Annotated in this window: 17 protein-coding genes; 11 read left to right on the plus strand and 6 right to left on the minus strand. The window is 35.8% G+C overall.

Annotation, left to right across the window (positions count from 1 at the left end; genetic code table 11):
* Window positions 1-37: 37 nt before the first annotated feature.
* Window positions 38-910: a sortase-associated OmpA-like protein PdsO gene (gene pdsO, locus KO509_RS06260; RefSeq protein ID WP_215972432.1), complete on the plus strand. Its 873-nt coding sequence runs from the start codon at window positions 38-40 to the stop codon at window positions 908-910.
* Between the two features lie 158 nt (window positions 911-1,068).
* On the plus strand, window positions 1,069-1,566 hold the full coding sequence (locus KO509_RS06265) for a MarR family transcriptional regulator (protein WP_215972433.1): 498 nt from the start codon (window positions 1,069-1,071) through the stop codon (window positions 1,564-1,566).
* A gap of 2 nt (window positions 1,567-1,568) precedes the next feature.
* Here the strand turns inward: KO509_RS06265 and betT are convergent, their stop codons facing one another.
* Entirely contained in the window at window positions 1,569-3,518 is a 1,950-nt protein-coding gene (betT, locus tag KO509_RS06270) for a choline BCCT transporter BetT (RefSeq protein ID WP_215972434.1), read from the minus strand.
* Window positions 3,519-3,746: 228 nt separating this feature from the next.
* On the opposite strand from betT, the gene KO509_RS06275 reads away from it, so the two are divergent.
* Complete coding sequence (locus KO509_RS06275; RefSeq protein WP_215972435.1) at window positions 3,747-6,398, plus strand: TonB-dependent receptor; 2,652 nt, start codon at window positions 3,747-3,749, stop codon at window positions 6,396-6,398.
* A 165-nt stretch (window positions 6,399-6,563) separates the two neighbouring features.
* The gene (locus tag KO509_RS06280) at window positions 6,564-8,588 is read left to right on the plus strand and encodes a tetratricopeptide repeat-containing sulfotransferase family protein (protein WP_215972436.1); all 2,025 of its coding nucleotides are present in this window, start codon (window positions 6,564-6,566) and stop codon (window positions 8,586-8,588) included.
* Here KO509_RS06280 and KO509_RS06285 read toward each other — a convergent pair whose 3' ends face one another.
* Together KO509_RS06285 and KO509_RS06290 are read right to left on the minus strand one after the other, a co-directional pair.
* On the minus strand, window positions 8,589-10,325 hold the full coding sequence (locus KO509_RS06285) for a thiamine pyrophosphate-binding protein (RefSeq protein WP_215972437.1): 1,737 nt from the start codon (window positions 10,323-10,325) through the stop codon (window positions 8,589-8,591). It abuts the gene before it with no gap.
* Window positions 10,325-11,986: an FAD-dependent oxidoreductase gene (locus tag KO509_RS06290; protein ID WP_252727422.1), complete on the minus strand. Its 1,662-nt coding sequence runs from the start codon at window positions 11,984-11,986 to the stop codon at window positions 10,325-10,327. Before KO509_RS06290 ends, KO509_RS06285 begins: the two co-directional genes overlap by 1 nt.
* A gap of 126 nt (window positions 11,987-12,112) precedes the next feature.
* Here KO509_RS06290 and KO509_RS06295 point away from each other — a divergent pair, with 126 nt between their 5' ends.
* Entirely contained in the window at window positions 12,113-13,108 is a 996-nt protein-coding gene (locus tag KO509_RS06295) for a helix-turn-helix transcriptional regulator (RefSeq protein WP_215972438.1), read from the plus strand.
* Window positions 13,109-13,370: 262 nt separating this feature from the next.
* On the opposite strand, the gene KO509_RS06300 is transcribed toward KO509_RS06295, so the two are convergent.
* The gene (locus KO509_RS06300) at window positions 13,371-13,568 is read right to left on the minus strand and encodes a hypothetical protein (protein WP_215972439.1); all 198 of its coding nucleotides are present in this window, start codon (window positions 13,566-13,568) and stop codon (window positions 13,371-13,373) included.
* A 671-nt stretch (window positions 13,569-14,239) separates the two neighbouring features.
* Between KO509_RS06300 and KO509_RS06305 the strand changes: the two genes are divergently transcribed.
* The 3 genes from KO509_RS06305 (at window position 14,240) to KO509_RS06315 (ending at window position 17,394) form a co-directional block, all read left to right on the plus strand.
* A complete protein-coding gene (locus KO509_RS06305) occupies window positions 14,240-14,878 on the plus strand; it encodes a PEP-CTERM sorting domain-containing protein (protein ID WP_215972440.1) in 639 nt (212 codons plus the stop codon).
* A gap of 146 nt (window positions 14,879-15,024) precedes the next feature.
* Window positions 15,025-15,645, plus strand: coding sequence for a PEP-CTERM sorting domain-containing protein (locus KO509_RS06310; protein WP_215972441.1), 621 nt, complete (start codon window positions 15,025-15,027; stop codon window positions 15,643-15,645).
* Window positions 15,646-16,206: 561 nt separating this feature from the next.
* Window positions 16,207-17,394, plus strand: a complete 1,188-nt coding sequence (locus KO509_RS06315) for a YbfB/YjiJ family MFS transporter (protein WP_215972442.1) — start codon at window positions 16,207-16,209, stop codon at window positions 17,392-17,394.
* A gap of 20 nt (window positions 17,395-17,414) precedes the next feature.
* On the opposite strand, the gene dinG is transcribed toward KO509_RS06315, so the two are convergent.
* Window positions 17,415-19,544 carry an ATP-dependent DNA helicase DinG gene (gene dinG, locus KO509_RS06320; protein ID WP_215972443.1) on the minus strand — a complete coding sequence of 710 codons (2,130 nt, stop codon included), beginning with the start codon at window positions 19,542-19,544 and terminating at the stop codon, window positions 17,415-17,417.
* A gap of 90 nt (window positions 19,545-19,634) precedes the next feature.
* Here dinG and KO509_RS06325 point away from each other — a divergent pair, with 90 nt between their 5' ends.
* The 3 genes from KO509_RS06325 to KO509_RS06335 all read left to right on the plus strand — a co-directional run bounded on the left by KO509_RS06325 (window position 19,635) and on the right by KO509_RS06335 (window position 24,254).
* A complete protein-coding gene (locus KO509_RS06325; RefSeq protein ID WP_215972444.1) occupies window positions 19,635-22,085 on the plus strand; it encodes a DNA polymerase II in 2,451 nt (816 codons plus the stop codon).
* Window positions 22,086-22,300: 215 nt separating this feature from the next.
* A complete protein-coding gene (locus KO509_RS06330; protein ID WP_215972445.1) occupies window positions 22,301-22,861 on the plus strand; it encodes a hypothetical protein in 561 nt (186 codons plus the stop codon).
* Window positions 22,862-23,081: 220 nt separating this feature from the next.
* On the plus strand, window positions 23,082-24,254 hold the full coding sequence (locus KO509_RS06335; RefSeq protein ID WP_215972446.1) for a cystathionine beta-lyase: 1,173 nt from the start codon (window positions 23,082-23,084) through the stop codon (window positions 24,252-24,254).
* Between the two features lie 86 nt (window positions 24,255-24,340).
* Here the strand turns inward: KO509_RS06335 and KO509_RS06340 are convergent, their stop codons facing one another.
* On the minus strand, window positions 24,341-25,780 hold the full coding sequence (locus KO509_RS06340) for an alkaline phosphatase (RefSeq protein WP_215972447.1): 1,440 nt from the start codon (window positions 25,778-25,780) through the stop codon (window positions 24,341-24,343).
* Between the last annotated feature and the right edge of the window lie 16 nt (window positions 25,781-25,796).

The raw sequence follows: 25,796 nt of genomic DNA on the forward strand, positions 1-25,796 counted from the left end.
TTACTTAATTAAAACTGATATAAAAAAGGAAAATATGATGACCAAGATGCAATCTACTATGTTAAAAGAGCAACTAAAAGAGCAACAAACAACACACTTAAAATATAATTCCTCACGTAATTATACAAAAATATTACTTTCAACAATGCTTGTTACTGTGATTACCAGCACCTCTGTTTCAGCATTTGAAAATGATATTGATAAACAATTAACATTAACTGAAAAGCAACAATCAAAAACGAATAATGAAAACATCGGCTTTGGTACTGGAGCTTTAATTGGTGGTATTGCTGCTGGACCTGTAGGTGCTTTTATTGCAGGTTTAGGTGGCACTTTAATTGCGAAACTAATGAATGCAAACGATGAAAATGAAGCACTAACTGCAACCCTATTACAAGAAAAGCAAACTTATCAATTATCGAGTAAACAGGCCGAACAACAATATCAAGAAAAATTGCAGCACGTAGAAGAATCTTATCAATACCAGTTAGCTGCACTTGAAAATCAACAAAAACAAGAAGGTCAGTTACAAGCCGATAAACTATTAATGAGCCTACAATTTTCGACAGGTTCAAGTGATATTGCTGCCCACTACCAAGAGCAAGTAGCTGCACTAGCAAGCATATTAAATAACTCTCCAAGCATGAAAATTGATTTGTCAGGCTATACCGATTTAACGGGGGAAGAAGCACATAATCAAGCATTGTCGAAAGCTAGGGTTAATTCAGTAAAAACACTGTTAATGGCACAAGGTGTTGATGAGCAACAAATTGCCACTTTTGCTTTTGGAGAAAAGTCACCTGTTGTCGCAAATAACGAACAAAAAATGAGTTTTTATGATCGCCGAGTATTGCTCAAATTATATAAACCATCAATGTTAGAGCATAACCAGATGGCAAATAATCACTAATTATTAGAGTTAACTTAGCCATCATAGTTAGCTATATTTTGTGTAATGAATAGAAAAACTATGTTTTTACTTGATAAAGGTGTCTATTTCATAATATGTCTAGGCACTACTTTTAATTTTGATTAAACTAACAGAAATTTAAGTAAAAGTAGTTTGTCATGGAAAAGCACCAAGAATTATTAATTGCTTTAAGAAAAGTGATTAGAGCGATAGATTTACATTCCAAGCACTTGAGTAAAACCTCAGGTTTAACCAGCCCACAATTATTAATTATGTTAGAAATTGATAAAATGTCAGGGGTAAACTCTAGTCAAGTTGCCAAAAGTGTTAACTTAAGTGCGGCAACGGTAACTAATATTCTTGACCGTTTAGAAAATAAAAATCTTGTTTCAAGAGTTAGAGATACACAAGATAAACGTAAAGTTGGTTTGTATTTAACGGATCAAGGCAAAGCACTTTTACTTAATGCACCACAAGCACTTCAAGAGCATTTTATTGAAAAATTTTCGAGTTTAGCTGGTTGGGAACAGTCACAATTATTATCTTCACTTGAGCGCCTTGCTGAAATGATGGATGCTAATGAAATTGATGCTGCGCCCGTATTAGAGCTAAATGCAATGAACGCCAGTATTGCTAACAAAACTGACGTTTCATAGGACTAACGTAATAAATGTAAAAAGTGCAAATGTTTATGATATTGATCAATAATGTTATTGATCACTGAGGTTTTAGACCAACCCATAATATCATAATCTTGCCCACCTTCACTTAAGTGAACTTCTGCACGGTAATAACTTTGTTCATCATCATCGGCTTCGTTGATAAAGTCAGGTTGCGCATATTTGCGTGCAAGTACACGGTAAATAAACTCCTGCTCTTCACCATGATTAACAATTAATGTCAGGCCATCATCATTAGATATATCTACTTGTATTTGATTTGTTTGTAGCTCTTTAGCGACTAAATCAAATGCAGGTTTAACCGTTTGACTAATAAATTTATTTACATTGGTTTTATTTGGAAAATCGACAATGTTTTTTAAACGTAATTGCCAGCTATCGTTATTTTCATTATTTGTATGAGGGATGGCTGAAATTAGTTGACTATCTTGCTTAAAGGCTTCAATCCTTAATGATTTGATTAAACCGAAAATGGCTAATAATAACACCACAGAAAAAGGTAATGCGCTGGCAATGGTCATTGTTTGTAGTGCATTTAGTCCTCCAACGAGTAAAAGTATACTGGCAACTACACCAATCCCTACAGCCCAATAAATACGCTGCCAAAGAGGTGTATTGTTTTTGCCATAAGAACAAAGCATATCAACCACCATGGCACCAGAGTCGCATGAGGTAACAAAAAATATTATGATCATTAAAACACTAAAAAAAGAAAGTACTTGGCTTAGAGGGAAATTTTCAAGAAATACAAACAAAGCTACAGAAGAATCTTTACTTACCATTTCGCCTAAGGCGACAACTCCTTGATCATGAACTAAATCAATCGCACTGTTACCAAAAATAGTCATCCAAAATAAGGTAAATACTGTTGGTATCAGCATTACGCCGATAATAAATTCTCTAATGGTACGTCCACGAGAAATTCGGGCAATAAATAAGCCAACAAATGGCGCCCAAGCAAGCCACCATCCCCAATAAAAAATAGTCCAACCGCCAATCCAGTTCGTCTTTTTATAAGCAAATAAATTAAAAGTGTTGTGTACTATATCAGCCAAATAGTCGCCCATGTTTTGCAAATATGCCTGCAATAAAAACACGGTTGGGCCTAGAATAAAAACTAATAATAATAATATTACGGCCAGAATCATGTTGGTTTCGGATAGGATCTTTATACCTTTATCTAGCCCCGTTGCTACAGAGATAACAGCTAATCCAGTTATAGCGAACATAATAATTATTTGGTTTGTGAGCGATATATCAATATTAAATAAATAACTAAAACCAGAGTTAACTTGAGAAGCGCCTAAGCCGAGCGAAGTAGCAACGCCGAACACGGTACCAACAACGGCAAAAATATCCACTAAATGCCCTGGCCATTGATAAATTCTATCGCCAATTAAAGGGTATAAAGCAGAGCGTAAAGTTAGCGGTAAATTATGACGATAACTAAAATAGGCTAATACTAATGCTACAACAGCATAAATTGCCCAAGCGTGAAGTCCCCAATGGAAGAATGTCATTTTCATTGCTTCACGAACGGCTTCAATTGAACCTGTTTCAGCTGTTGGCGGCGATAAATAATGCATTAATGGTTCAGCGACACCAAAAAACATTAAACCAATGCCCATACCTGCAGCAAAAAGCATAGAAAGCCAGGTGGTTATAGAGTAATCGGGGGTAGCATGATCAGGCCCTAAACGAATATCTCCATAACGAGAGAAGCCTAAAAAGACAACAAAAAAGAAAATAAAAGCAACGGTAAGTACATAAAACCAACTTCCGTTATCGATAATGCTCGCTTGTATAAGTGTAAATAAGTTTTGTGCTTGTTTAGGAAGCAAAGCGGTATAAAGTAAAAGGGCAATGATCACTGACGAAGCCCCAACAAATACTTTCTTATTTAAGTGGCCCTGAACTGTAGTAGGCAATTTAATTCCTCTGATTTAATTTGTATTGATATTATTTTTATCTTAGTCACGCTGTAGATAATCATACATTATATATAACTTCTCCATAAAGTTTAACATTATATGCGTCTTTGAAAAAGAACGCTTATTTTGTTAAGCTAGCGCTCATAAAAATTTAATTAGTACACTAATAATATCAACTCGAAACATAATTAAAAAATAGAATCACAATACTAAAGGGATAATAATATGAAATTAACAAAGCTGCATGCGGCAGTGTTAACAGCGATAGCAGCTTCTGGCTCTCTCTATGCTGAAGAAGTAAAAACACAAGAAAAATCAAAAATTGAAGTTATTGAAGTCACATCAACTAAACGAGCAGAGTCTATTCAAGAAGTACCTGTTACTGTTACAGCCTTAACAGGTGATAGTTTAGAAAAACTAGGTGTATCAAACTTTGACCAATATGTAGAGTTTTTACCTAATGTTGTTTTTCAGGGGACAGGCCCTGGGCAAAATGAAATATATATTCGTGGCGCTGCAACGACACAAACAAATATTTCAGTTTCATCAGTGCAAGCATTACAGCCTTCAGTTGCTTTTTATTTAGATGAACAACCTGTATCAATGCAAGGTCGTAATTTAGATGTTTATGCGAGTGATGTTGAGCGTGTGGAAGTTTTACCTGGCCCTCAAGGCACGCTTTTTGGGGCTAGCTCTCAATCAGGTACAGTACGTATAATCACTAACAAACCTAGCCATGATGGTTTTTCTGCTGGTTTTGATACGAGCACTGGCTCTACGTCAGGCGGTGATATGAGTAACTCTGTTGAAGCCTACTTTAATATGTCGTTAACAGATTCATTAGCTATACGTGTTGCAACGTATAATGATCATCAAGGTGGTTGGATAGACAATATACTCAACACTCCTGGTGAAGGTGGCTATACTGGTAGTGCTGAAGTTATTAGCAGAATTTCTGGTGGTGTTTTAACAAATCCTCAAGACGTGCCTGTTATCGCTCCACAAAATGCTGCTTTAGTAGAGGATGACTTTAATACTGCGGATTACGCTGGTGCACGTTTTGGCTTATCTTACATTATTAATGATGAATGGAACCTTTTAGTTCAACATACTCAGCAGTCACTCGATACTGAAGGTGTTTTTGCTTACGATCCTAACTTGGAAGGTGAAACTTCAACGAATCGTTTTATCCCAGAAAACAATAATGATGATTTTGGTCTTACAACCTGGACCCTTGAAGGTCGTCTTCAGAATCTTGACATTGTTTATACGGGTGGTTATCTAGATAGAGATATCAATTCAACGATTGATTACACTGGTTATACTAATGGTGGTTCATTCTCTGCTTACTACGTTTGTAATTATGCAGGCATAGTTGAATCAGAACAAGAATGTCTTGACCCAACTAAATACTATAAAGAAGAAACTAGTACCTCACGAATTACGCATGAACTTAGATTTAGCACCGCTGCTGAAAACCGCTGGCGTGTTACTGCTGGTGTTTTTTATGATTCTCAAGAATTATCAACTGTGGGTCAATTCAAAATAGCGAGTACAGATAAATTCCCTGATATGGCAAGAACGCTTGCAGGCTCTGAAGGCACTAATAGTAATGGAGGACCTTTTCCTTCAGAAGTAAGTTTTGTCAATGATGTTACTCATACTATTGACCAAATTGCTGTCTTTGGTCAATTAGAATTTGATATAACTGATACGGTTACAGCAAGTTTTGGTGCCCGTTGGTATCAAATAGATGATATTTATAAAGGCGCGACTACCGGGGATGATGTTAGTGGTCGATTAAGAGCCTTTGGTGATGGTAGCGATGAAGCCTTAACTGAGTTTTTCGGCGCAGAAGAAGCTGCTGCTATACAAGCAGCTATTGCTAGCGGTCAATTAGACACTAGCTTACTTGACGATGACGGTACACTAACTGTAGATGATACCATTATAAAAGCTTCAATTGATTGGAAAATATCAGATGAAGTGATGGTATTTGCTTCATATTCAGAAGGCTTTAGACCTCCAGTGACTAACCGAGTAGGCGGCGGAGCAGCGACAAGTCAAGAAGGCGCTTTTGATGGCTTCCGTATTCCAGTGTACTCAACAACGGATAGTTTGGATAACTTTGAAATTGGTTTTAAATCAACATTATTTGATCAATCACTACGTTTTAATGCTACAGCTTATTATTCAGAGATATCTGATTTACAAACATCGCGTTATGACCCTACTAACATTAGTTTCTTAGTGTTTACCGACAATGTTGGTGAAGCAGAAATAAGAGGTATTGATGGTGACTTTACATGGGCAGCAACAGATAACTTAATTATATCCGGTGCCTTTAGCTTTATTGATAGTGAGCTAACATCTGTTAATAGTCAACTTGCCGGTATTGCTCCAGCGGTTGGCAGTCAATTACCTTATTCCGCCGAGTTCTCAGGTAATTTACAAGCACAATATTTTTATTCAATTGCTAATGATATGACAGGTTATATTAACGGCTCGATAAGTTACACTGGCGATAGACTTGCTGGTATGTCTATGGATGCTTATGTGGTAGAAGACGCTACTAATTTGATTTACGGTACGGGGTCAGGTTTAAGTATACAAAAAGAAGCCGATGTTTTCTCAGGTGTTAATTATCAAGACCGAAATGGTGAAACCTTTGCCGGTGGTCGTTACATACAAGATAGTTATGTTTTGGCTAATTTAAGCTTTGGTGTTACTAATGATGAATGGAAAGCAGAAATATTTATCGATAATGTAACGGATGAGAGTGCAGTATTGTATATTGATACTCAGCAGTTTACGCCTAAAGTGGTCTCTAATAGACCTCGTACTATTGGCTTTAGATTTTCGTATGATTTCTATTAAATAAAAAGATAAGTAGAAAATAAAGTTAAGTAAAAGTCATAAAACTGATACTTAATTAAGTGTACTAAAGCCGCTTGATATTTGTCTCAAGCGGTTTTTTATTGATAAAGTACAAAGTAATTAATTGAATTGCTATTAAGCCTTATATTTCACGGAGCTAAGTCATTGGACACCACATCGCCTCAATCATTTGAAACACAATTAAAATCAATTCAACAATTGATCCAAACAGCAAAATTCAATGATGCTATTTTAGCAAGTAAAAAACTCCAAACAAAAACGACAGAAAAAGCACAACAAGTTGAGCTATGGTATTTAATTGCTGTTGCACAGCGTTATGCAAAAAACTATGCTCAAGCATTAACAAGTATTAATACGTTACTTAAGCTTGATGATCATCACAGTCGAGCGAATCAAGAAAAAGGTTTTATCAATCTTGCTTTAGGAGAGTCTAAAAGTGCGATGAGCTCCTTTGAACATGCTGTGAAACTTAATCCTAGTTTAGTGGCAAGTTGGCAAGAATTGATTGAACTGTACCGAGATGCAGGACAACAAGACAATGTTCAAAAAACAGCAAATCAATTAGAAAAATTAAAAAAATTACCGCCAGCTTTACTTGCGGTAACTGAATTAATGCATGAAGGTAAATTATTAAAAGCAGAGCAGATTTGCCGACATTTTTTACAGAACAATAAGCGTCATATTGATGGAATGTGTTTGTTAGCTGAAATAGGGATGGAGCTTAAAGTCTATGATGATGCTGAATTTCTTCTCGCTAGTGCGCTTGAGCTAGAGCCAACTCACCTTTATGCGCGTTCTCAGTACCTCAATTTACTTATTCGCTTAGGTAAATATAAAGCGGCTGAACAGCAAGTTGAGACATTACTCAATGCTCAGCCCAATAATATTACTTTTAAAGTTGCCAAAGCTAATGTGTTAACTGGGTTGGGTAAAATAGAAGAAGCTATTGTTCTTTTTGAGCAAGCTATCTCGCAATCTATTTCACAAGGAAATAACATAGCAGGATTTCATTTACAATTAGGCCACGCACTCAAAGCTAAAGGTGAAATAAAGCAAGCGGTTTTAGCTTACCAAAAAGCCTATCAAATAAATCCAAGTTATGGAGATGCCTTTTGGAGTTTAGCGAATACAAAAACCTATCGCTTTAGCGATGATGAAATAGCCCAAATGCAAGCGCAACAAGATAAGAAAAACTTACCAATAGTAGATGAAATTCAATTGAGCTTCGCTACAGGTAAAGCTTTTGAAGATAGAGCTCAATACCAACAAGCCTTTCAATATTATCAACAAGGCAATAAACTTCAGAATGAAATAAATGGTTTTGATATCAGTAAAATAGAACAACAAGTCGAAGAACAAATAAAATACTGCACTGCAGAATTATTTGAAAAACGAGGTCATTTAGGCTTAGCTTCACCCGATCCTATTTTTATTGTCGGTTTGCCAAGGGCAGGCTCTACTTTGCTTGAACAAATACTTGCTTCGCATAGCCAAGTAGATGGCACCATGGAACTGCATAATATCTTAGGTCTAGCTTCTCGGTTAAGAGGGCGTAATTCAAACGTAGATACAAATAAAGAAAATCAATATCCTAAAAATTTACATGAGATTAACCCCGATTACTTTAAACGTTTTGGACAGCAATTTATTGATGAAACGCGTGTCTACCGTGAACAAGCGCCATTATTTATTGATAAAATGCCTAATAATTTTCTTCATATCGGCTTGATCCGATTAATACTGCCAAATGCGAAAATTATTGATGCTAGACGCTCGCCAATGGCTTGTTGTTTTAGCGGATTTAAGCAATTATTTGCTGAAGGGCAAGATTTTAGTTACAAGTTAGAAGATATTGGTCGTTACTATCAAGCTTATTTAAAGTTAATGAACCATTGGCATGAAGTATTACCTGATTTTGTTTTAACGGTTCACCATGAAGATGTTGTTGATGATTTAGATAAACAGGTGCACCGAATACTTGATTTTTGTGGCCTACCATTTGAACAGTCATGTATTGATTTTCATAAAACTAAACGTAATATTAAAACACCCAGCTCGGAACAAGTTCGACAGCCGATATATAAAAGCGCTACCGAACAATGGAAGCATTTTGAACAATATTTAGACCCTTTAAAAAAGGTGCTAAATATTGAACATAGCAAAGAGTAGCTATCCGGTTACTTTTCTAACCAAGGCGCGACCAACCATACGTACTTTGGTTGGTAGAGGCATACGTGTTAAGTTGGTTTTAACGGCGCCTTCGGTAAAAGCGGTTGCTTTAGAATAATCAATATTTATATCAAGAATAACCGTTTTGTTATTCTGGGCTAACGCTCTTGCCTTCGTTAACCCCGTTTTAATCTCATTATTATTCTCAATACGTACATATTCAGCACCCGTTGCCATCGCTAAGCCTTTAAGTTTAGTTTGTGGTAATACTGTACATGTTTTTCGGTTGTAAGGAATTTGCTGTGCTTGTGCTATTTGAGATAGCTCTCCATCGTTAAATACACCAATAACAAGCCCTAAGTTTTGGCTAACTGCAGTCGCTAATTCAGTTGCCGTCATCATAAAAGCACCGTCGCCAACAATAGCGTGCACTTCTTGTTGTGGCTTAGCCATTTTTACCGCAATAGCTGCTGGCGTGGCATAACCCATACAGTTGAAATCTGTAGGTGAAATAAAACCATAGGCTTGGTGAATAGGCATCAGCTCAGCTGTTAAAAATGTATGATTGCCATCGTCCACAACAATATGAGCATCATCACTAAGTTGTGCTCTAAGCTCGTCAAAATATAGAGCTGGATTTACCTTCTCTTTTGAGTCATGTTGATACCATGTTTCACGATAAGATTTTTTATCCGCCGCAATTTTTTTAGCTGTCTCAGAAAAATCTGTAGTTACTCCTAAAGTTTTTAGCGTGCTAAGCAGTTGTTGACAAATTTGTTTAGCATCACCTTCAATAGCAATTGCACTTTTATAATTGGCATCGAAAACATCAGGGTTGATATCGATATGAATTAAATTTTGCGGTAATTGACCACCAAAGCTGCCGGTCGCTATTTCTCCGAAACGCGTACCAATAGCTAGCACACAATCAGCATTATCAAATGCATTTTGAGCCGCAGGGACAGCGGCAGGGCCAAAACAAAACCCTGTATGTAACGGATGGTTTGCCGGAAATACACTGATTCCTTGCATAGTCGTCGCAACAGGGCTGCCAATCACTTCACTAATCTCAATTAAGGTACTACTCGCATGAGCCGCGCCCCAGCCCACAAAGATAGCAGGATTTTTCGCTTTCATTAGCATCTGAGCTGCATTTTCAATTTGCGTTAGCATACTCGCTGATAAAGCTGCTTGTTCGGGCTTAACGTAAGTTGGTAATGCATTAATTGCTGCTTTATCAAGTTGTAAGTTTACAGGGATTTCGATAAATACCGGACCAGGCTCTCCTGAGGTCGCGATATCATAAGCTTTATAGATAGTGTTGATAACTTCATCATGGTTGTTGATTTTAAACGCTGCTTTGGTAAATCCTGCAACAAGTTTAAGTTGGTCTAGTTCATGGAGTTGATAATCAAATTTGGAGTCGTTACGAATACCGCCAGTAATAACAAGCATAGGTATACCATCAAGATAAGCTTCAGCAATTCCACTTGCTGCGTGGGTAACGCCGGCAGCAGGAACGATAACTAATGTGCCAATGGAATCAGTGACTCTACTAATCGCATCAGCCATAAAACCACCATGACCTTCGTGCATGACTAGGTTGGGTGTAATTAGATCAGAATTATTTAATTCATCGTAAAGTTCAGTATTGTGAACCCCAGGAATACCAAAAGTATATTTTACGCCAATTTGCTCTAACGCGTATCGTGTTAACCATGCAGCTGTTTTTTTCATTATTTGGTTCCCTGTGTGTTTATACTCGTTAAGTTATTGATATTTTTTGCGGCTTGCTGAGCGGTTAGTATGCAACCGGCTAAAAAAGTACCTTCTAAAGATTTTTCACCATTTGAGCCGCCACCACCAAATCCAGATGCTTCGCCAATAGCATATAAACCGGTTATTGGTTGGGCATGTTGGTTGACTACTTGAGAGTTTAGATTTGTTTGAATACCCCCTAAACTTTTTCGACTGATCAGTGCTACTTTAATAGCAATGAGAGGGCCGTGTTTTTCGTCTTGAATAGGATGTGGTTTACATGTTCTTAATTTATCTGCTTTCCATTTTCTAGCATGTTCTATTCGTCTTATTTGATCATCATTCCATTGTGATGAAGGTCGAGATAAAATGGCATCGTAATCGTCTAATGTTTGTTGTAAAACTTCGTTATTAACACGTTTTTTTTGAGTTAATGCATTCATTTTATTAGTTAATTCACTAACAGTATTCGCAACGATAAAGTGGTCACACTCTTCTTGCATCTGTTTTACTAGTCGATGATTCCCTAATAAAGTTTCTTTTAGCATAGTAAATAATTTTTTATCACGGATCATTGGATTATGCTCTGCGCCTGAAACAGCAAACTCTTTACTGGCTATTTTCCAATTAAGTACTTGCCATGCATAGCCGTCTTTTTGTTCACTCATACGCCGACATAATTCATGAGTATCGAATCCTGTTACCATAGGGGCTGGACCAATTCGTTTTCCGTTGCTATCAAGCCAAAGAGCCGATTTACAAGGAATTAAACTTAAACCTTGTTGGTTAAATGTTGCTTTAGGGTGAGGGATGCCGGCAGCATAATTCCACATTTTATCTAAATGGGTAAGATTTCCGCCGATACTATTAACTTCGTCATGCATGGCGCCATCACAACTGGGGTGAGTGCCGTTTAATAGGTTTTCAGGTGCTGGTGCAAAGTGTTTAGGCCAATGTTCTTTTACTTTTGCTAAATTACCGGTAAAACCACCGCTTGCTACGATAGTGTTATCAGCAAAGTACAGGTTACTGTTAGTGTCTTGGCAGCCAATAACCGCTTCATCAGACTTAATAAGTTTGTTAACTTTGCAATTAAAATTAAAGTGAATGTTTTTATTTTTAAAGGGAGCAATCGCAAGCAGCATTTTATTAACAAGCTCTAGTGATGTTCCCCAAATTACATGGTAACGAGGTACTGAGTTACCGCCTGAGTATAAGCCTCGTTCAACCCAATTTACTGCCGGTAAAAACTTAACACCGAGATCTTTAACATAGTGGTAAATATCTTGATAACTGCTTTCCACATAAAGCTTCGCCCATTGTTTTGGGAAAATATCATCTTGGGAGAAATGAGCAAAATCATGCCAATCTTTTAATGCTATGGCTGGTGAGTCGATAATATTACTTCGTTTTTGTTCTGGCGTGCCTATCAACGCCATACCGCCAAATGCACTCCTTGCTAAGCCACCAACTTTTGTTTCATCTTGTGCATCAAGTATCAGTACTTGTTTATCGGCTTTTGCTAATTCGAGTGCTGCGGTTAGGCCAGCAATACCTGCGCCAATTATAATAGTGTCGTAAGTTGCTTTGCTGTTATTACTATTCATGCCATCTGTATTTTTGTTCTTGTCATTAGACATATTTCTTGCATCACTTTGGTTGCCATAGCATTATCATAGCTCGTCATTTTTTTAACGCTATAGTAAAAATTACCCAATGAATCGACTCGATAAAAAAATCGCTAACGTGTATCAGGCTCTTTACTTGTGACTGCTATTATTGAACAAGATAAATTGAACCGGTTTATTAGTGATCTTTATTTAGGCACCAGTAAAATTGATTTATCTGAATATCGTGATTGGGCATTATCAAAGCTACAACACTTAATTAGTTTTGACGGAGCTATTTGGAGTAACGGACATCAACAAACGGTTCGTTTTCATAATCATACCTTGATAAATGTACCTGAATCATTAGCGCAGTGTTTACTTGATAATTTGTCAATAAACCCTCTGGTAAATAGTCTGTTTGAGAATTTAGGCTCACCAATAGATATGCGTGATTTAATGGCTGATGAAGACTTTTATCGTTCTGAAATTTATCTAACTTGCTTTAAACCACACAATATAGAAAGAGTTTTATCATCAATTCACCTTGATGACCGAACAGGGTTATTTACGTTGTTAAGCTTATATCGATTTAAGCGTAACAAGCCTTTTTCTGATCAAGATAAACAAATACAAAAACAAGCGCTATATCATTTACTCACCGCAGCGAGACATGCACTTTTCTTACAACTTGCACGTACTGATGATAACCAAACGACAATAACTAACAGTAAATTACATTCTAATAGTCATAAAGCGATTTGTGATAAACAAGGTTACTTTCATCAAGTACAAAGTAGTTTTATTGATTTACTTGAAGAGAATTATGCTAACAAAACTGAATTGGAGAGCAGTTTACTGAAATTACCTTTCGCTTTAGATCTAGCTAGAAAAAGTTATGCGGTAGATGGACTGCAAGTTGAACTCCAACCCTTTAATGATTTAATCATTGTTGAAATTTGGCCACAAGGCCCTTTAGATAGTTTATCGATTAGAGAACATGAAGTTGTACAAATACTCGCGAAAGGATTAACGTTTAAAGAAGCAGCAAAAGAGTTAGGGCTTTCTCCGTCAACGGTGTCAAACCACCTTTACCGCATTTATCAAAAACTGAATATTGGCAGTAAAAGTGAGTTATTTAAGTTGTTAACATAAATATAAAAGGGTGACTGTGTTGATATGAAATGCACAACAGCATTGCTAAGTAGGTGGCCAAATTAACTACGCTACTAAACTTAGCATGGGCATGAACTAATGAGGAGAAAGTCCTCTGTAGGAAGATCACCATTTAATGAGTTTTATAAAACGCTAACTACTAGCGAATAGCAAGGACTTTTCAAATTAACAATTAACAGGGATAGTTGCTCAAATTTTTTATTTTAAGATACTTTATAAGCTAGCGTCTTTGTTAGTTTTGTTAACTTTTATTAAAAATTTCAGGCTTATTAATAGATAAATATAGAAAAGCTGATATAGAAAGAGTACCTAAACTTTTGATAATTGGAAAACCTAAATTTAATGTAACTGCGTAGTAAGCAATATCCACTATAGAAAATATTGATAAAAGAATAGCAAGAGCGTTTACGAATTTGGCTAATTTAGTTGAATCCGGCATATAAATCCCTTACACCTAACAATTTATTATTTATGCGACACGCAGTTTGTGTTGCATAATCGCTTGTTGGACTGAGGCGTTACCTGCTCGGTGTGTCAGAGTTGGTGTTGTTTATGCTATGGGGATTTGCTTTTTATAACGTTAGTTACATCAAGCCAATTTAATGGGGTTACCTATCACTTTTAAACTATCCCTGCATCACTCAGCGTTTATTATTCAGCCATTACACCTAATTTTTACGTAATAAGCAATCATCTTTTTTAAACGCACAGTGGTAAAGTTAATTTGAACATCCATCTTTATTTGAAACGTTAAACCTCTCAATTAGGATTAGAGGACCTATCAAAAAAAGGATTTTATTGATGACTACCGCTAGAAAGTAACTCATTAGTTTACTTAATTTCCTTGTGTTTCCCATTGTGCTCGCCGTGCTTGAGTTATAGCTCAAAGACTCACGTAAATCTTTTCGTTTCAAAAGATAAAATAACGAAAAAATTTAAAAAACGGATTCAGAACACGACAAACTTTTAATTTTTTTATTTAATATTAGTATATATATCAGATGACTATATGATTTATTGATAATGGTAAGGAAAGCGTAAGGACTAAATAAAATATTTGAGGATAATGATTACAATTAAAAAATTAATTAATCATTAAAAGAGAGTTTCATGCAAAATATTAAAAATTATTTGAGTAAAATTTATGCCGTAATCATACTCATGATTATTGTGCCATTTGCTAATGCCGGAATTATCACCTCATATTATTTTACTGGGCAATGCCAAGATTGCTATGCAAACGCTGATGGTTCATATGGAACCGCTGAGGCGATATTAGAGTTAGTCGATTATACTTGGGGCGATGCCATTTTACTCACTAATTTTGTTTCTTTCGAATACTTCGATACCGATTTATTCAGTGGATTTTCAGTTACTGATATTAATAGTATCGATAGTCTTTCAGGTAGTCTTATTAACAATGATTTTGAAATTACAGCAGGTAAGTTTTTCTTTGAATCGCTCAGTTTCAGTGATCCATTAGTAACCGCATGGGAAACAGGTTGTGTATTTGGTGCAATAACCGGCAGTATAAACTGCAGAGACACTGCACCTGACACTGGTGGCGGTAGTGGCGGTGGTGGCGGGGCACATGGTTCAAAAGATTTTGGTAGCTCTCCTAATTGGGTTGAGATTATTGATGATTCAATCGCTGATCCGATAATACACGAGGTACCTGAACCATCAACATTTGCCATTTTAGCATTCGGTATAATGTTATTGGTATCTCGTCATAAAATAAGCATCTAAGCACTACCGTTAGTGCTGAATATAGTAATTACTTCATCCGTTTAGCCTAACTAACTTAGACACCCATTTTGATTATAAATAAAAATGGGTGTCTAAGTTAAATTCATCCAAGTTACATTGAGTTAAGTTCATAAGGAAAAAATAAAATGGAAAAAGTATATTTTAAAGTAATGATATTATCTTTGCTCATATCGGCCTGTAGTTTATTTAACTTGGCCAATGCGACGCTCATGTTGAATATAGATCTGACCAGCGGTAAGTTATTAGGTGCTTCTAATATAAACATCAACGGTAAGCTTTATGATGTAAGCTTTGTTGATGGCACTTGTCCTGACTTGTTTAGCGGATGTGATGAACAGAGCGATTTTTTCTGGCAAACCGAAGAAGAAAGTAAAGTCGCATCATTGGCATTATTAAATGATGTCTTTGTAGATTCAGTTGATGGTTTATTTGATTCGTTACCTGATTTAACTTTTGGTTGCAGTAGTAATACCTACAATGATTGTTTTGTAATCACGCCATACAAAAGTAATACAAATAACACACTCTTTGGCGTAATGGCATTAAATAATAGCAATCCTAATTGGGACACAACGAGTCCTTTTACAGTGGGTATAGGTTTAAATACCGGTATTTCTAACTCCTCAACTTACGCAGTATGGAGCAGCCCTAAGCCGTTGCAAGCGGTAACAGAGCCAACGACACTGACTATTTTTGCATTAGGGTTAATAGGTTTGACATTGCGTCGTTGCAATAAGGAGTCTTAAATAAATATTGCTTGTTTAAAATCAATAACCAATAACCAATAACCAATAACCAATAACCAGTGAGGTTGATCGCGTAAGTAAGTTGGTATTATTGGCCTTCAAAACTAATATAGACCGCTATATTAGTTTTGAAAAATTAGCCCTCGCCTAGCGATTTTATCTTCCACCTGCTTTAATTTTGTTTATAAATAAAGGTGGGTGTCCACGTTAAATCATATCCACGTTAAATCATGTTAAATTTTCTGTCCACGTTAAACTTTCACGTTAAATTTTAGGTGAATTTATGGTTGTTATCTTTTTTCGTAGAAAGTTAATAATCGAAGAATTGAGGAAAGTGTTGTCAATAATATTAATTTATTGCAACAATCTAAAAATAAACTAGAAAGATACAAATTCATCAATGAAATACGTTAATTGAAATATGTTAACTATTTTATCTCGCTTATCTAATTTATCGATTAAATTTGTATTTTATATACCACTTATCATTATTAATGATTTCTTTATGCAACTTAATTGGTTATAGACTGTAATATACCGTAAAAAAATATATGGGGAAGTATGCTTATATTTAATCGAGAGAGTAACAGTGCTATTTTATTAGCAGGTATATTTGCGCTTATTGTAGGCGTTGGCGTGGCTCGTTTTGTGTTTACTTCGCTGCTACCTGCAATGTTAGAAGATAGTATTACTATTGCCTATGCTGGCGTGCTGGCTTCCATCAACTATGTCGGCTATTTAACTGGCTCTATTTTCTCTGTTTTTATTAAAGATATTCATTCTAAAGTTAAATACTTCAGGTTTGGACTGTTTATTTGTGTCATCTCCTCTTTTATTTTAGGCGTTACTGACAATAGTACAATCTGGTTTATTGCAAGGCTATTTGCTGGGTTTGGAGCAGCAATGGCCTTGGTTGTAGGATCGGCCGTTGTCATGTTAAAGCTAAAGTCGGTAAATAAAACCAAAGCGATGGGGATACACTTTAGTGGTTTAGGCTTTTCAATACTCATTACTGATCTGGTTATGAGGGGCGTATTTTATGCTGGCGGAAATTGGCAAGATGCATGGATCATCTTAGCGATATTAGGAGCATTGTTATCGTGTTATTCCGCTTATGTTTTACGGTTTGATAAACAGCCTAACAATGAAGTGGTTAAACACAAATTTGATAAGTCGTTATTTTCTCCGATGGTGATCATTTTAATATTGGCTTATTTTACCGAAGGTATTGGTATGGTTGTACAAGCAACTTTTCTACCCGACATTGTCAATTCGTTACAAGGGCTAGACGGCTATGGTGGATATGTCTGGTTAGCAGTAGGTATTGCTGGTGTTCCATCATGTATTATATGGATGCGTTTAGCACACCGTTTGGGCAGCATTAATATTATGATTGTTGCTATGCTATTACAGATTGTTGGTATTATAATTCCTACCCTTTCTAGCAATATTGTAATGAACCTTATTAGTGGTTTGCTTTTTGGTGCTACCTTTATCGGATTAGTGTCTTTATTTATGAATTTTGGTGGTCAACTTTCTAAGAAAAATCCTGTGTTTATTATGGGAGCAATTACATCTGCTTATGGCATAGGGCAAATTTTAGGTCCATTATATTCAGTTGCATTAATAAAACAATTTGGTAATTATAATGAGGCGTTATATTTAACCGCGGCCATTGTTACTATGGGTATTTTACTATTAACTTATGCAAAAATTAATTATAAAGAAGCTAAAGATACTGCTCAATAGTATCTTTACTATGGTGTTTTCTATCTTTCAATTACACGTTCAAATGGTGGTAAAGAGTCAAGTAATTGCTTACCGTATCTTTTAGTTACTACCCGTTTATCCATCAAAGTGATTACGCCTTCGTCTTTTTCATTACGCAATAATCGCCCACAGGCTTGTACAAGTTTTTTAGAGGTGTCAGGTACTGATAATGACATAAAAGGATTACCTCCTTTTGCCGTAATATATTCGGCTTGAGCTTGTTCAACGGGAGAGGTTGGTACAGAAAAAGGCAGCTTTGTGATAATTAAATTGTTTAAGTAATTACCAGGTAAATCTAAACCTTCAGAAAAGCTTTGTGTGCCAAAAATAATACTGGTTTTATTGTTGTCACAATTCTTCTTATGTTTTTCAATGATATGTTGGCGAGAATGCTCTCCCTGTACCGCAATATCAAGTTGATTTTTTTCTCGTAACGCTTGTGCAACTTTTTCCATTTGCCAATAAGAAGAAAAAAGTACTAAGCTGGCACTACCTTGCTCTAAATACTTAGGTAGTTTATCTATCAGTTCGTCGGTGAATTGCATGGCACTTGGTTCGTTCGTCATTTTTGCAACAACCAGTTGAGCATTATTTTGATAATCAAATGGTGACGTTACCTGTTGATACTGGCTACCATCATCGTTTCTTAAACCAGCTTGAAAACGAAAGTTATCAAAGGAATTTAAGGCAAGTAATGTCGCTGAGCATAATACCGCGCCTTCACATTGACTCCAAAGTTTATCTTCTAACGTAAATCCGACTTCTATTGGCGAAGCACACAATAAATAGTCTTGTCGAGCACTAGCTTTAACAGGATCTTGAATTTGAATCCACCTTGCCATTGGTGCCGCTTTATCACTGTCTGTTTTAGCGTACATGTGCCAAAGCGACTGTAAATTTTCTAACCTTTGTATCATAAAGCCAGCCTCACTTAAAACAGGCTCAGCAAGATACATTTGGCAATCACCATCTTTTACTGCTTCAATTAAGGCATTATAAAGTTTGTTTAAGTGGCTTAATGATTTTTTGCTTAATTCATTACAATCTTCAGCCCAATTTTTTAATGATTTAGGAATTATGCCATTGTCGAAGCGGTAAACCTTATCGTCATTGTTTTTGAAATTGTTGCTATTGTCTGTTGCATTATTTTCTAGAAAATAGGTTTTTGCATTATTATCAACAAACGTAAGTACTTTCTGCATTTCTATTAATAAATCTTGGCAGTCATCGCTAAGCTTTAATGCCGGAGAAATAGCACGTTGAGATTTAATCAACTTCGCCATTTTATCACCCGTCTCCCTTAACTTAGTTAGCCAATCAATAGCACCACGTAAGGTAACGCTTGCACTCGAATGGTCTCGGGTCACTTTAGGTAAATGGTGCGCTTCATCAATAATATAAAAAGTTTCATCGGGAGGGGATAATATTTTACCGCCACCTAATTCAAGGTCCGCTAACAATAAGCTATGATTGACGACTAACACGTGAGCCTGTTCCATTGTTTCTCGAGCTTTATGAAATGGGCAGTGATGATGTTCTGATAACGTTTTTAAACAACTATGTTTATCACTTTGTACTTGAGACCAAATATGGTGCGGGATAGGGCTTTTCCATGAATCTATGTCACCGTGCCAAGAGCCGTCAGTTAATGCCTTATGCATAGCATTTAATGTACGAATATCGCTCGCTTGTGGTTTTTCAGCAAAAGTAAAACCTGCTTGAGGGGAATCAGTCGCGACAGCTTGTGTTAGTTTTTGTCTGCATACATAACGTTGTCGGCCTTTAACTAAGGCAAAATCAAATTTTAAGCCGGCATATTTTTTTAAAAAAGGTAAGTCTTTATCAACCAGTTGCTCTTGTAATGCTACGGTTGCAGTAGAAATACAAACTTTTTTGTCACGCGCTAAGGCTAAAGGAATAGCACCTAAACTATAAGCAAGAGATTTACCTGTACCCGTGCCAGCTTCTATCGCGATAATTTTTCTATCTTTACTGTATTCACCGGCTAAGGTTTTTGCTATTTCAGCAATCAAAAACGTTTGTTGCTTTCTAGGGTTAAAGTTACTTAAATTCTCACCAATTGCTTTATATGATTGACGGATTATGAGTTTTAACTTGTCAGTTAGCATTTAAGGCAGTTTCCAAAGGTAAGATTATAAAGTACACTGCTGTATATATTAACAGGCTTTGTTTTTTCTCTCTATTTAATTTTAAAAAATATGCAAACTAATCTGCCACAACAAATACAACAGGGCTTTTTACTTAGTCGCCAAGTGCAAGATAAAGGTAACGATTTACAGATAACATTGTGGTTAAAAACTGAAAAAGGAGCACAAAAACTTGTTATTTATAATGAATTAGCCGTTTTTTTTGTTGAGCAACCGCAGGCAAAGCAAGCAGAGGCTATATTACAACACCAAGGAATATCGCTTGTTAAGCAGCAGCTGTTAGAATTAAAAACCTTTACTCAACTATATGTTCATGGATTTTATTTTGCTAATTTATCGCAGTTTTATCGTGCGCGAGAATGTCTTAGAGCAAAAAAAATTAAGTGTTATGAAGATGATATACGTCCTGATGATCGTTATTTAATGGAGCGATTTATTACTGCTGATATAGATTTTTTATTTAGCCGTAATAGCATGAATTACGAAACACATAACACTTATCTTAATCCTCTTAAAGTTAAGTGTAAAAAATCAGCGCAGCCGTTAGCAATTCATTTGAGTATGTTATCACTTGATATTGAATGTTCTATGGCAGGAGAGCTTTATTCAATTGGTCTTTATGCTAATAATAATGAAGAATTGAAGCGTGTTTTAATGATAGGTGATCCTCAGTATGATGCCGAATCTTATATTGTTTGGGTTGCCAATGAAAAAGAGTTACTCATTGAACTCATTAAGCAAGTAGACATTATTGATGCTGATATTTTTATTGGTTGGAATGTGATTAATTTTGACTTTCGTTTATTACAAAAACGTTGCGATCTTCATCAAGTAAAATTTTCCATTGGACGTGATGGTAGTGAACCTCGCTGGCGAACTAATAGTAATAATACTGATCAGCAGTTTATTGAAATTGCTGGCAGAGTCGTGCTTGACGGTATTGATTTACTAAAAACAGCAACCTATAGCTTTCCTAGTTTTTCCCTAGACAACGTTGCCAATACGTTATTAGGTATAGGGAAAAAAGTTGATAATGTTGAAAATAGAGTTGATGAAATCACCGATAATTTTTTAAATAATAAACCAGCATTGGCGGCTTATAACCTTGAAGATTGCCGATTAGTATGGCTAATTTTTGAAAAAACTCAATTATTAGAATTTGCCCAATTGCGTGCGCAATTAACCGGATTAGCAATTGACAGAATAGGTGGCTCTGTTGCCGCTTTTACTAACCTTTACTTACCTAAACTTCACCGTAGTGGTTATGTCGCGCCTAATATGGGAGACGGTGTTTCTGGCTTAATATCTCCCGGTGGCTATGTTATGGATTCAATACCTGGTCTGTATAGCAATGTGTTAGTGCTCGATTTTAAATCACTATATCCGAGTATTATTCGAAGTTTTAAGATAGATCCTATGGGATTAGTTGAAGGCTTATTAGTTGTCGAAAAAGAAGAGGCTAATACCACGTTACCCGTTCAAAATAAAAAAGTGGTAGAGGGGTTTGATGGCGCGTATTTTTCGCGCGATAAACATTTTTTACCCGATATAATCACTTCACTTTGGTTAGAGCGAGATAAGGCGAAATTGCAGAAAAATGCGGCATTGTCACAAGCAATTAAAATTATCATGAACAGTTTTTATGGTGTTTTAGGCTCAACGGGGTGTCGTTTTTTTGATCCTAGGCTTTCTGGCTCTATTACTAAACGTAGTCATGAAATTTTAAAAAAGACAACTCACTGGATTGAAGAACATGGTTTTCGTGTTATTTACGGTGATACCGATTCAATCTTTGTGCATGTTGGTGATGATAGAGCTGCTGCTGAATGTAAAAGTTTAGGTCGAGATTTACAAGGCTTTATTAATGCAAAGTGGCAACATTATATAAAAGCAGTTTTTGACTTACCTTGTGATTTAGAAATTGAATTTGAAACACACTTCACCAAATTTTTAATGCCAACAATTCGTGGACAGGAAGCAATTAAAGGACAAAAGGTTGGTACGAAAAAAAGGTATGTTGGGTTAAGTGATGGAAAATTAATTTTTAAAGGACTAGAAACGGTTAGAAGTGACTGGACTCAAGCGAGTAAAGTGTTCCAGCAAGAATTGTTCAGACGAGTATTTGATGATTTACCTATAGATGAGTACATTTGTACTCTATTGAGCGAGATAAGGGCTGGAAAGCATGATAATAATCTAGTTTATATGAAAAAAATAAGAAGAGATCTTAACGATTATGTTAATACGCCACCTCATATTAAGGCATGTTTAATTGCTAATAAAGCTTCAATAGACTCAGGTCAATCACCTAAGTATAGAAAAAGAAGTATTATTGAATATGTGATGACCTTAAATGGTGTAATGCCAATAGAGTTATCGAAAGGGAATTTAGATTATGAGCATTATATCGATAAACAGATTAAGCCAATAGCCGATGATGTTTTACCTTTTCTCGGGAAATCTTTTGATGAGATTGTTAGTAAGCAAATTAATTTATTTTAATCGATTGTTGTTCGTTATTTCATACTGATTTGATATTTTAGCCGCTATTTTTATTTTACCACTTGTGTACTCTGCCTTTTTATACTGCAATTATTTTAAGCTCTTTATTACTAAGCAAGTTACTTAGGTGCATGCTGGTTGCTTGTCCATTTTAAAACTGGCATGATTTAATGAACATTTATTAAGCTGAGCTTAAGTATATAAAAGGGAATTTTATGTTGTCAGATAAAACAAAATTGTTTCTTAGAATCATCTTAAATTTAAAACCGTCTTTTCATTTTCTTATGTCGTATATTGTCATTTGGTTTGTTTGGCATAATGAGTTTATTAGTTCACTGGTGATGACTAATGGGGGGCTGTACGTAAGGCTACAATCTGCCCTTGACTCTGTTAGTGCCAATCAATATATAGTTGTTTTATTTTTAACGATAATGCTGACACTTATTATTTATAGATTTGATTATTTAACACAAATTTTAGCGGATGATGACAATAGTGAAGAATTTACGTTATTACAAAATAGTAATAGCGCCAAGCATGACAACGACGTGAACATTAAAAAGCTAATGGTAACACTTGAAAGTGCTCAACTAAAACTTTCAGAATCGCTAGAAAGAGAAAAACAGTATAAACAAGAGAAAATCGCGACTACGAGTAAAGTTATTCAGCTACAAAGCCAATTAGAAGAGCTAATGGCAGATAATATTATTTTAAATGAAGAAAATAATAAATTAAAGGCAAGTAATAAAGTGGATGCTGTTCTGTATCAATCCTAACAAAATAGAAGTAACCTAAAACTTATCTCAATAATTTTATTATTAACGATTAACCTAATGAGTTGTTCTAGATATCTATTTCAGTTCTCTCTTATTAGTTATCAGTTTTAAAACTTAACAGATAACAGGTGAATTTTCTTTCATTTCCCTGTATAAATACAAATAAGTTTAGATGGCTAGATAGCTATTTGAAGTAATTAAACCTAAAGGTCAGATTTAAATGAAACAAGATACTAAAATTGTTACTGCAGGTCGCAAAGCAAAATGGACAAATGGTGTAGTTAATCCAAGCGTTACACGGGCTTCAACTGTTGTGTTTGAAACTGTGGCTGAAATGAATGATGCTTTAAAGAATCGTAATAATCAAACCATGGTATATGGTAGAAGAGGCACAACAACAGCGTTTGCTTTTAGTGATGCAATGACTGAATTAGAAGGTGGTGCAGGTTGTGCACTTTATCCATCAGGTACGGCAGCGATAACCAATGCAATAATCTCTTTTGTAGAAAGTGGCGATCATATTTTAATGGTTGATAGTGCTTATGAGCCAACACGTGACTATTGCGATAAAATTTTAGCTAAAATGGGTGTAGAAACAACTTATTATGACCCACTTATTGGTGCTGGTATTGAAGCATTAATAAAGCCCAATACACGTATTGTTTTCTTAGAGTCTCCGGGTTCAATTACGATGGAAGTACAAGATGTACCAACCATTGCCAAAATAGCACATCAACATGATTGTATTGTAATGCTTGATAATACTTGGGGCGCAGGTATTAATTTTAAGCCCTTTGATTACGGTGTTGATATTAGTATACAAGCAGCCACTAAATATATTGTTGGACACTCTGACGTTATGTTAGGCACCGCGACAGCAACAGAAAAATATTGGCCACAATTACGCGATAATAGTTATTTAATGGGGCAATGCACCTCACCAGATGATTTATATCTTGCGTTACGTGGTATTAGAACGATTGGTGTACGTTTAAAGCAACATGAAAAGAGTGCGTTAACAGTAGCTAGCTGGTTAAAAGAGCGACCAGAGGTTGATACTATTTTACATCCTGCTTTTGAGTCTTGTCCAGGACATGAGTTTTTTAAACGTGACTTCACCGGCTCTAATGGTTTATTTTCTTTTACCTTAAACTGTGGCAATAGAGAAGCACTTACGGCATTTCTTGATGGCTTATCGCATTTTAAAATGGGTTATTCATGGGGAGGGTTCGAATCACTTATTTTAGGTATTACGAGTATTGATTCAATTCGAAGTGCAACTAAGTGGACGGCAGAGTTTCCGTTAATTCGTTTGCATATTGGTCTAGAAGATGTCGATGATTTAATTGCTGATTTAGAGCAGGGTTTTGCTCGTTTTAATGCCAAATTTTAGCCATAAGCACATTATTGTAAAGTCGCATTGATTGATGCTCGTTATAGGTTTATAACGAGCATCAATGATTTAACTTAATAAATCTGTTAGTTAATCTTTGAGTTATCCTTACCTAACAACATGAATATTTTTTTCGCTATATCGGTGTTGTCTTGTAGACCTTTAAATAACTCACTGTGTTGTCCAAAAGAAAATACAGGTACATCGATGGCCGTATGACCACCAGTAGTCCAACCACTATTACTACGCATATCCATCACCTTCTTAACACTTTTTATTAATGCTAATTCACTTGCAGGTGTAGTTTTACTTTGATACATATTCGCAGTTTTTTCTATTGTAGCGTTATTTTTACTATCATTAAGTAAACTCAGCTCTTCTTCAGATAATTCAAAATTAAATAATTCTGTTGTGATTTTTGCGTTTATTTCATTGGTTGTTAATTGCTTAGCGATATAATTAACAGAGTGCTTCATTGTGCGTAAAGTTTCAGCATTCCATTCATATTTACCATTGGCAGCAATAGTAAAACCACCTGTACTATGATCGGCAGTTACTACCACAAGTGTATCAGGGTGATGTTCAACAAAGTGCTCTAAATATTCAATTGTTTTTGCTAAATCATCCATTTCAGCCATAGCATCGCTTATATCATTACCATGAGCAGCCCAATCAACTTGACTGCCTTCAATGAGCATGAAAAAGCCATTATCAGCTAAATCATCAGTTTCTTGTAAGTCAATTAAATGGTGAATACCTGCTTTAGTCATAGTTGATAAGCGATGTTTATTGGTATCATCCAATGCCCAAGGTAAACCAACATCAGCAAAAAGACCTAAAACAGGTTTATCTTTAGGAAAACTCTTTAAATCTTGATAATTATCGACATAATGAAAACCCGATTGCTTAAACTCATCAACTAAGTTTCTATCTTCGCGGATGAAGTACTTCCAACCGCCACCAAGATAAAGGTCTGCTTTTATGCCATTGTCGATATAGCTATCGGCAATTTCATTGTAATTTCTACGGCTTTCATTATGTGCCAGATATGAAGCTGGTGTGGCATGATTAATTTGAGACGTTACGACTACACCTGTCTTTTTACCTTGTAATTTTGCCCATTCTAATACGGTTTGTATTTCTTTCTTATTTACATCAACACCAATAGCACCATTGTAACTTTTCACGCCTGTAGATAATGCCGTTGCACTTGCTGCGGAGTCAGTGACTACACCAGAAACCGGAGCAGGGTAGGTACTTGATAAACCTTTAAGGTGGCGATCAAATACTGTTTCTTCTACAACTGTTGTTTTTGGGTTGTCACTAAAATAGCGGTAAGCAGTTGTGTAAGCTGGTCCCATACCATCACCAATCACCATAATAATATTTTTGGGTAAATTAGCTGGCATGACCGTTGTTAGTGTGTTCGTTGTCTCTTGCGCTGCTATATTGTCATTAACGTGAGCCGTGTTCGCACAAGAAACACAAAGTAATGACAGTGAAATAGCGGATAAAAATAGTTTCATCTTTTTTCCTGTTTAT

It is taken from the genome of Colwellia sp. C2M11 (genome assembly GCF_018860915.1).
In the GTDB taxonomy this organism is placed as follows: Bacteria; Pseudomonadota; Gammaproteobacteria; order Enterobacterales; family Alteromonadaceae; genus Colwellia.

Coding starts and splice junctions, on each gene's coding strand:
- pdsO (WP_215972432.1), top strand. CDS start 38: ATGACCAAGATGCAATCTACTATGTTAAAAGAGCAACTAAAAGAGCAA.
- KO509_RS06265 (WP_215972433.1), top strand. CDS start 1,069: ATGGAAAAGCACCAAGAATTATTAATTGCTTTAAGAAAAGTGATTAGA.
- KO509_RS06275 (WP_215972435.1), top strand. CDS start 3,747: ATGAAATTAACAAAGCTGCATGCGGCAGTGTTAACAGCGATAGCAGCT.
- KO509_RS06285 (WP_215972437.1), bottom strand. CDS start 10,325: ATGAAAAAAACAGCTGCATGGTTAACACGATACGCGTTAGAGCAAATT.
- KO509_RS06290 (WP_252727422.1), bottom strand. CDS start 11,986: ATGTCTAATGACAAGAACAAAAATACAGATGGCATGAATAGTAATAAC.
- KO509_RS06300 (WP_215972439.1), bottom strand. CDS start 13,568: ATGCCGGATTCAACTAAATTAGCCAAATTCGTAAACGCTCTTGCTATT.
- KO509_RS06305 (WP_215972440.1), top strand. CDS start 14,240: ATGCAAAATATTAAAAATTATTTGAGTAAAATTTATGCCGTAATCATA.
- KO509_RS06310 (WP_215972441.1), top strand. CDS start 15,025: ATGGAAAAAGTATATTTTAAAGTAATGATATTATCTTTGCTCATATCG.
- KO509_RS06315 (WP_215972442.1), top strand. CDS start 16,207: ATGCTTATATTTAATCGAGAGAGTAACAGTGCTATTTTATTAGCAGGT.
- dinG (WP_215972443.1), bottom strand. CDS start 19,544: ATGCTAACTGACAAGTTAAAACTCATAATCCGTCAATCATATAAAGCA.
- KO509_RS06325 (WP_215972444.1), top strand. CDS start 19,635: ATGCAAACTAATCTGCCACAACAAATACAACAGGGCTTTTTACTTAGT.
- KO509_RS06330 (WP_215972445.1), top strand. CDS start 22,301: ATGTTGTCAGATAAAACAAAATTGTTTCTTAGAATCATCTTAAATTTA.
- KO509_RS06335 (WP_215972446.1), top strand. CDS start 23,082: ATGAAACAAGATACTAAAATTGTTACTGCAGGTCGCAAAGCAAAATGG.
- KO509_RS06340 (WP_215972447.1), bottom strand. CDS start 25,780: ATGAAACTATTTTTATCCGCTATTTCACTGTCATTACTTTGTGTTTCT.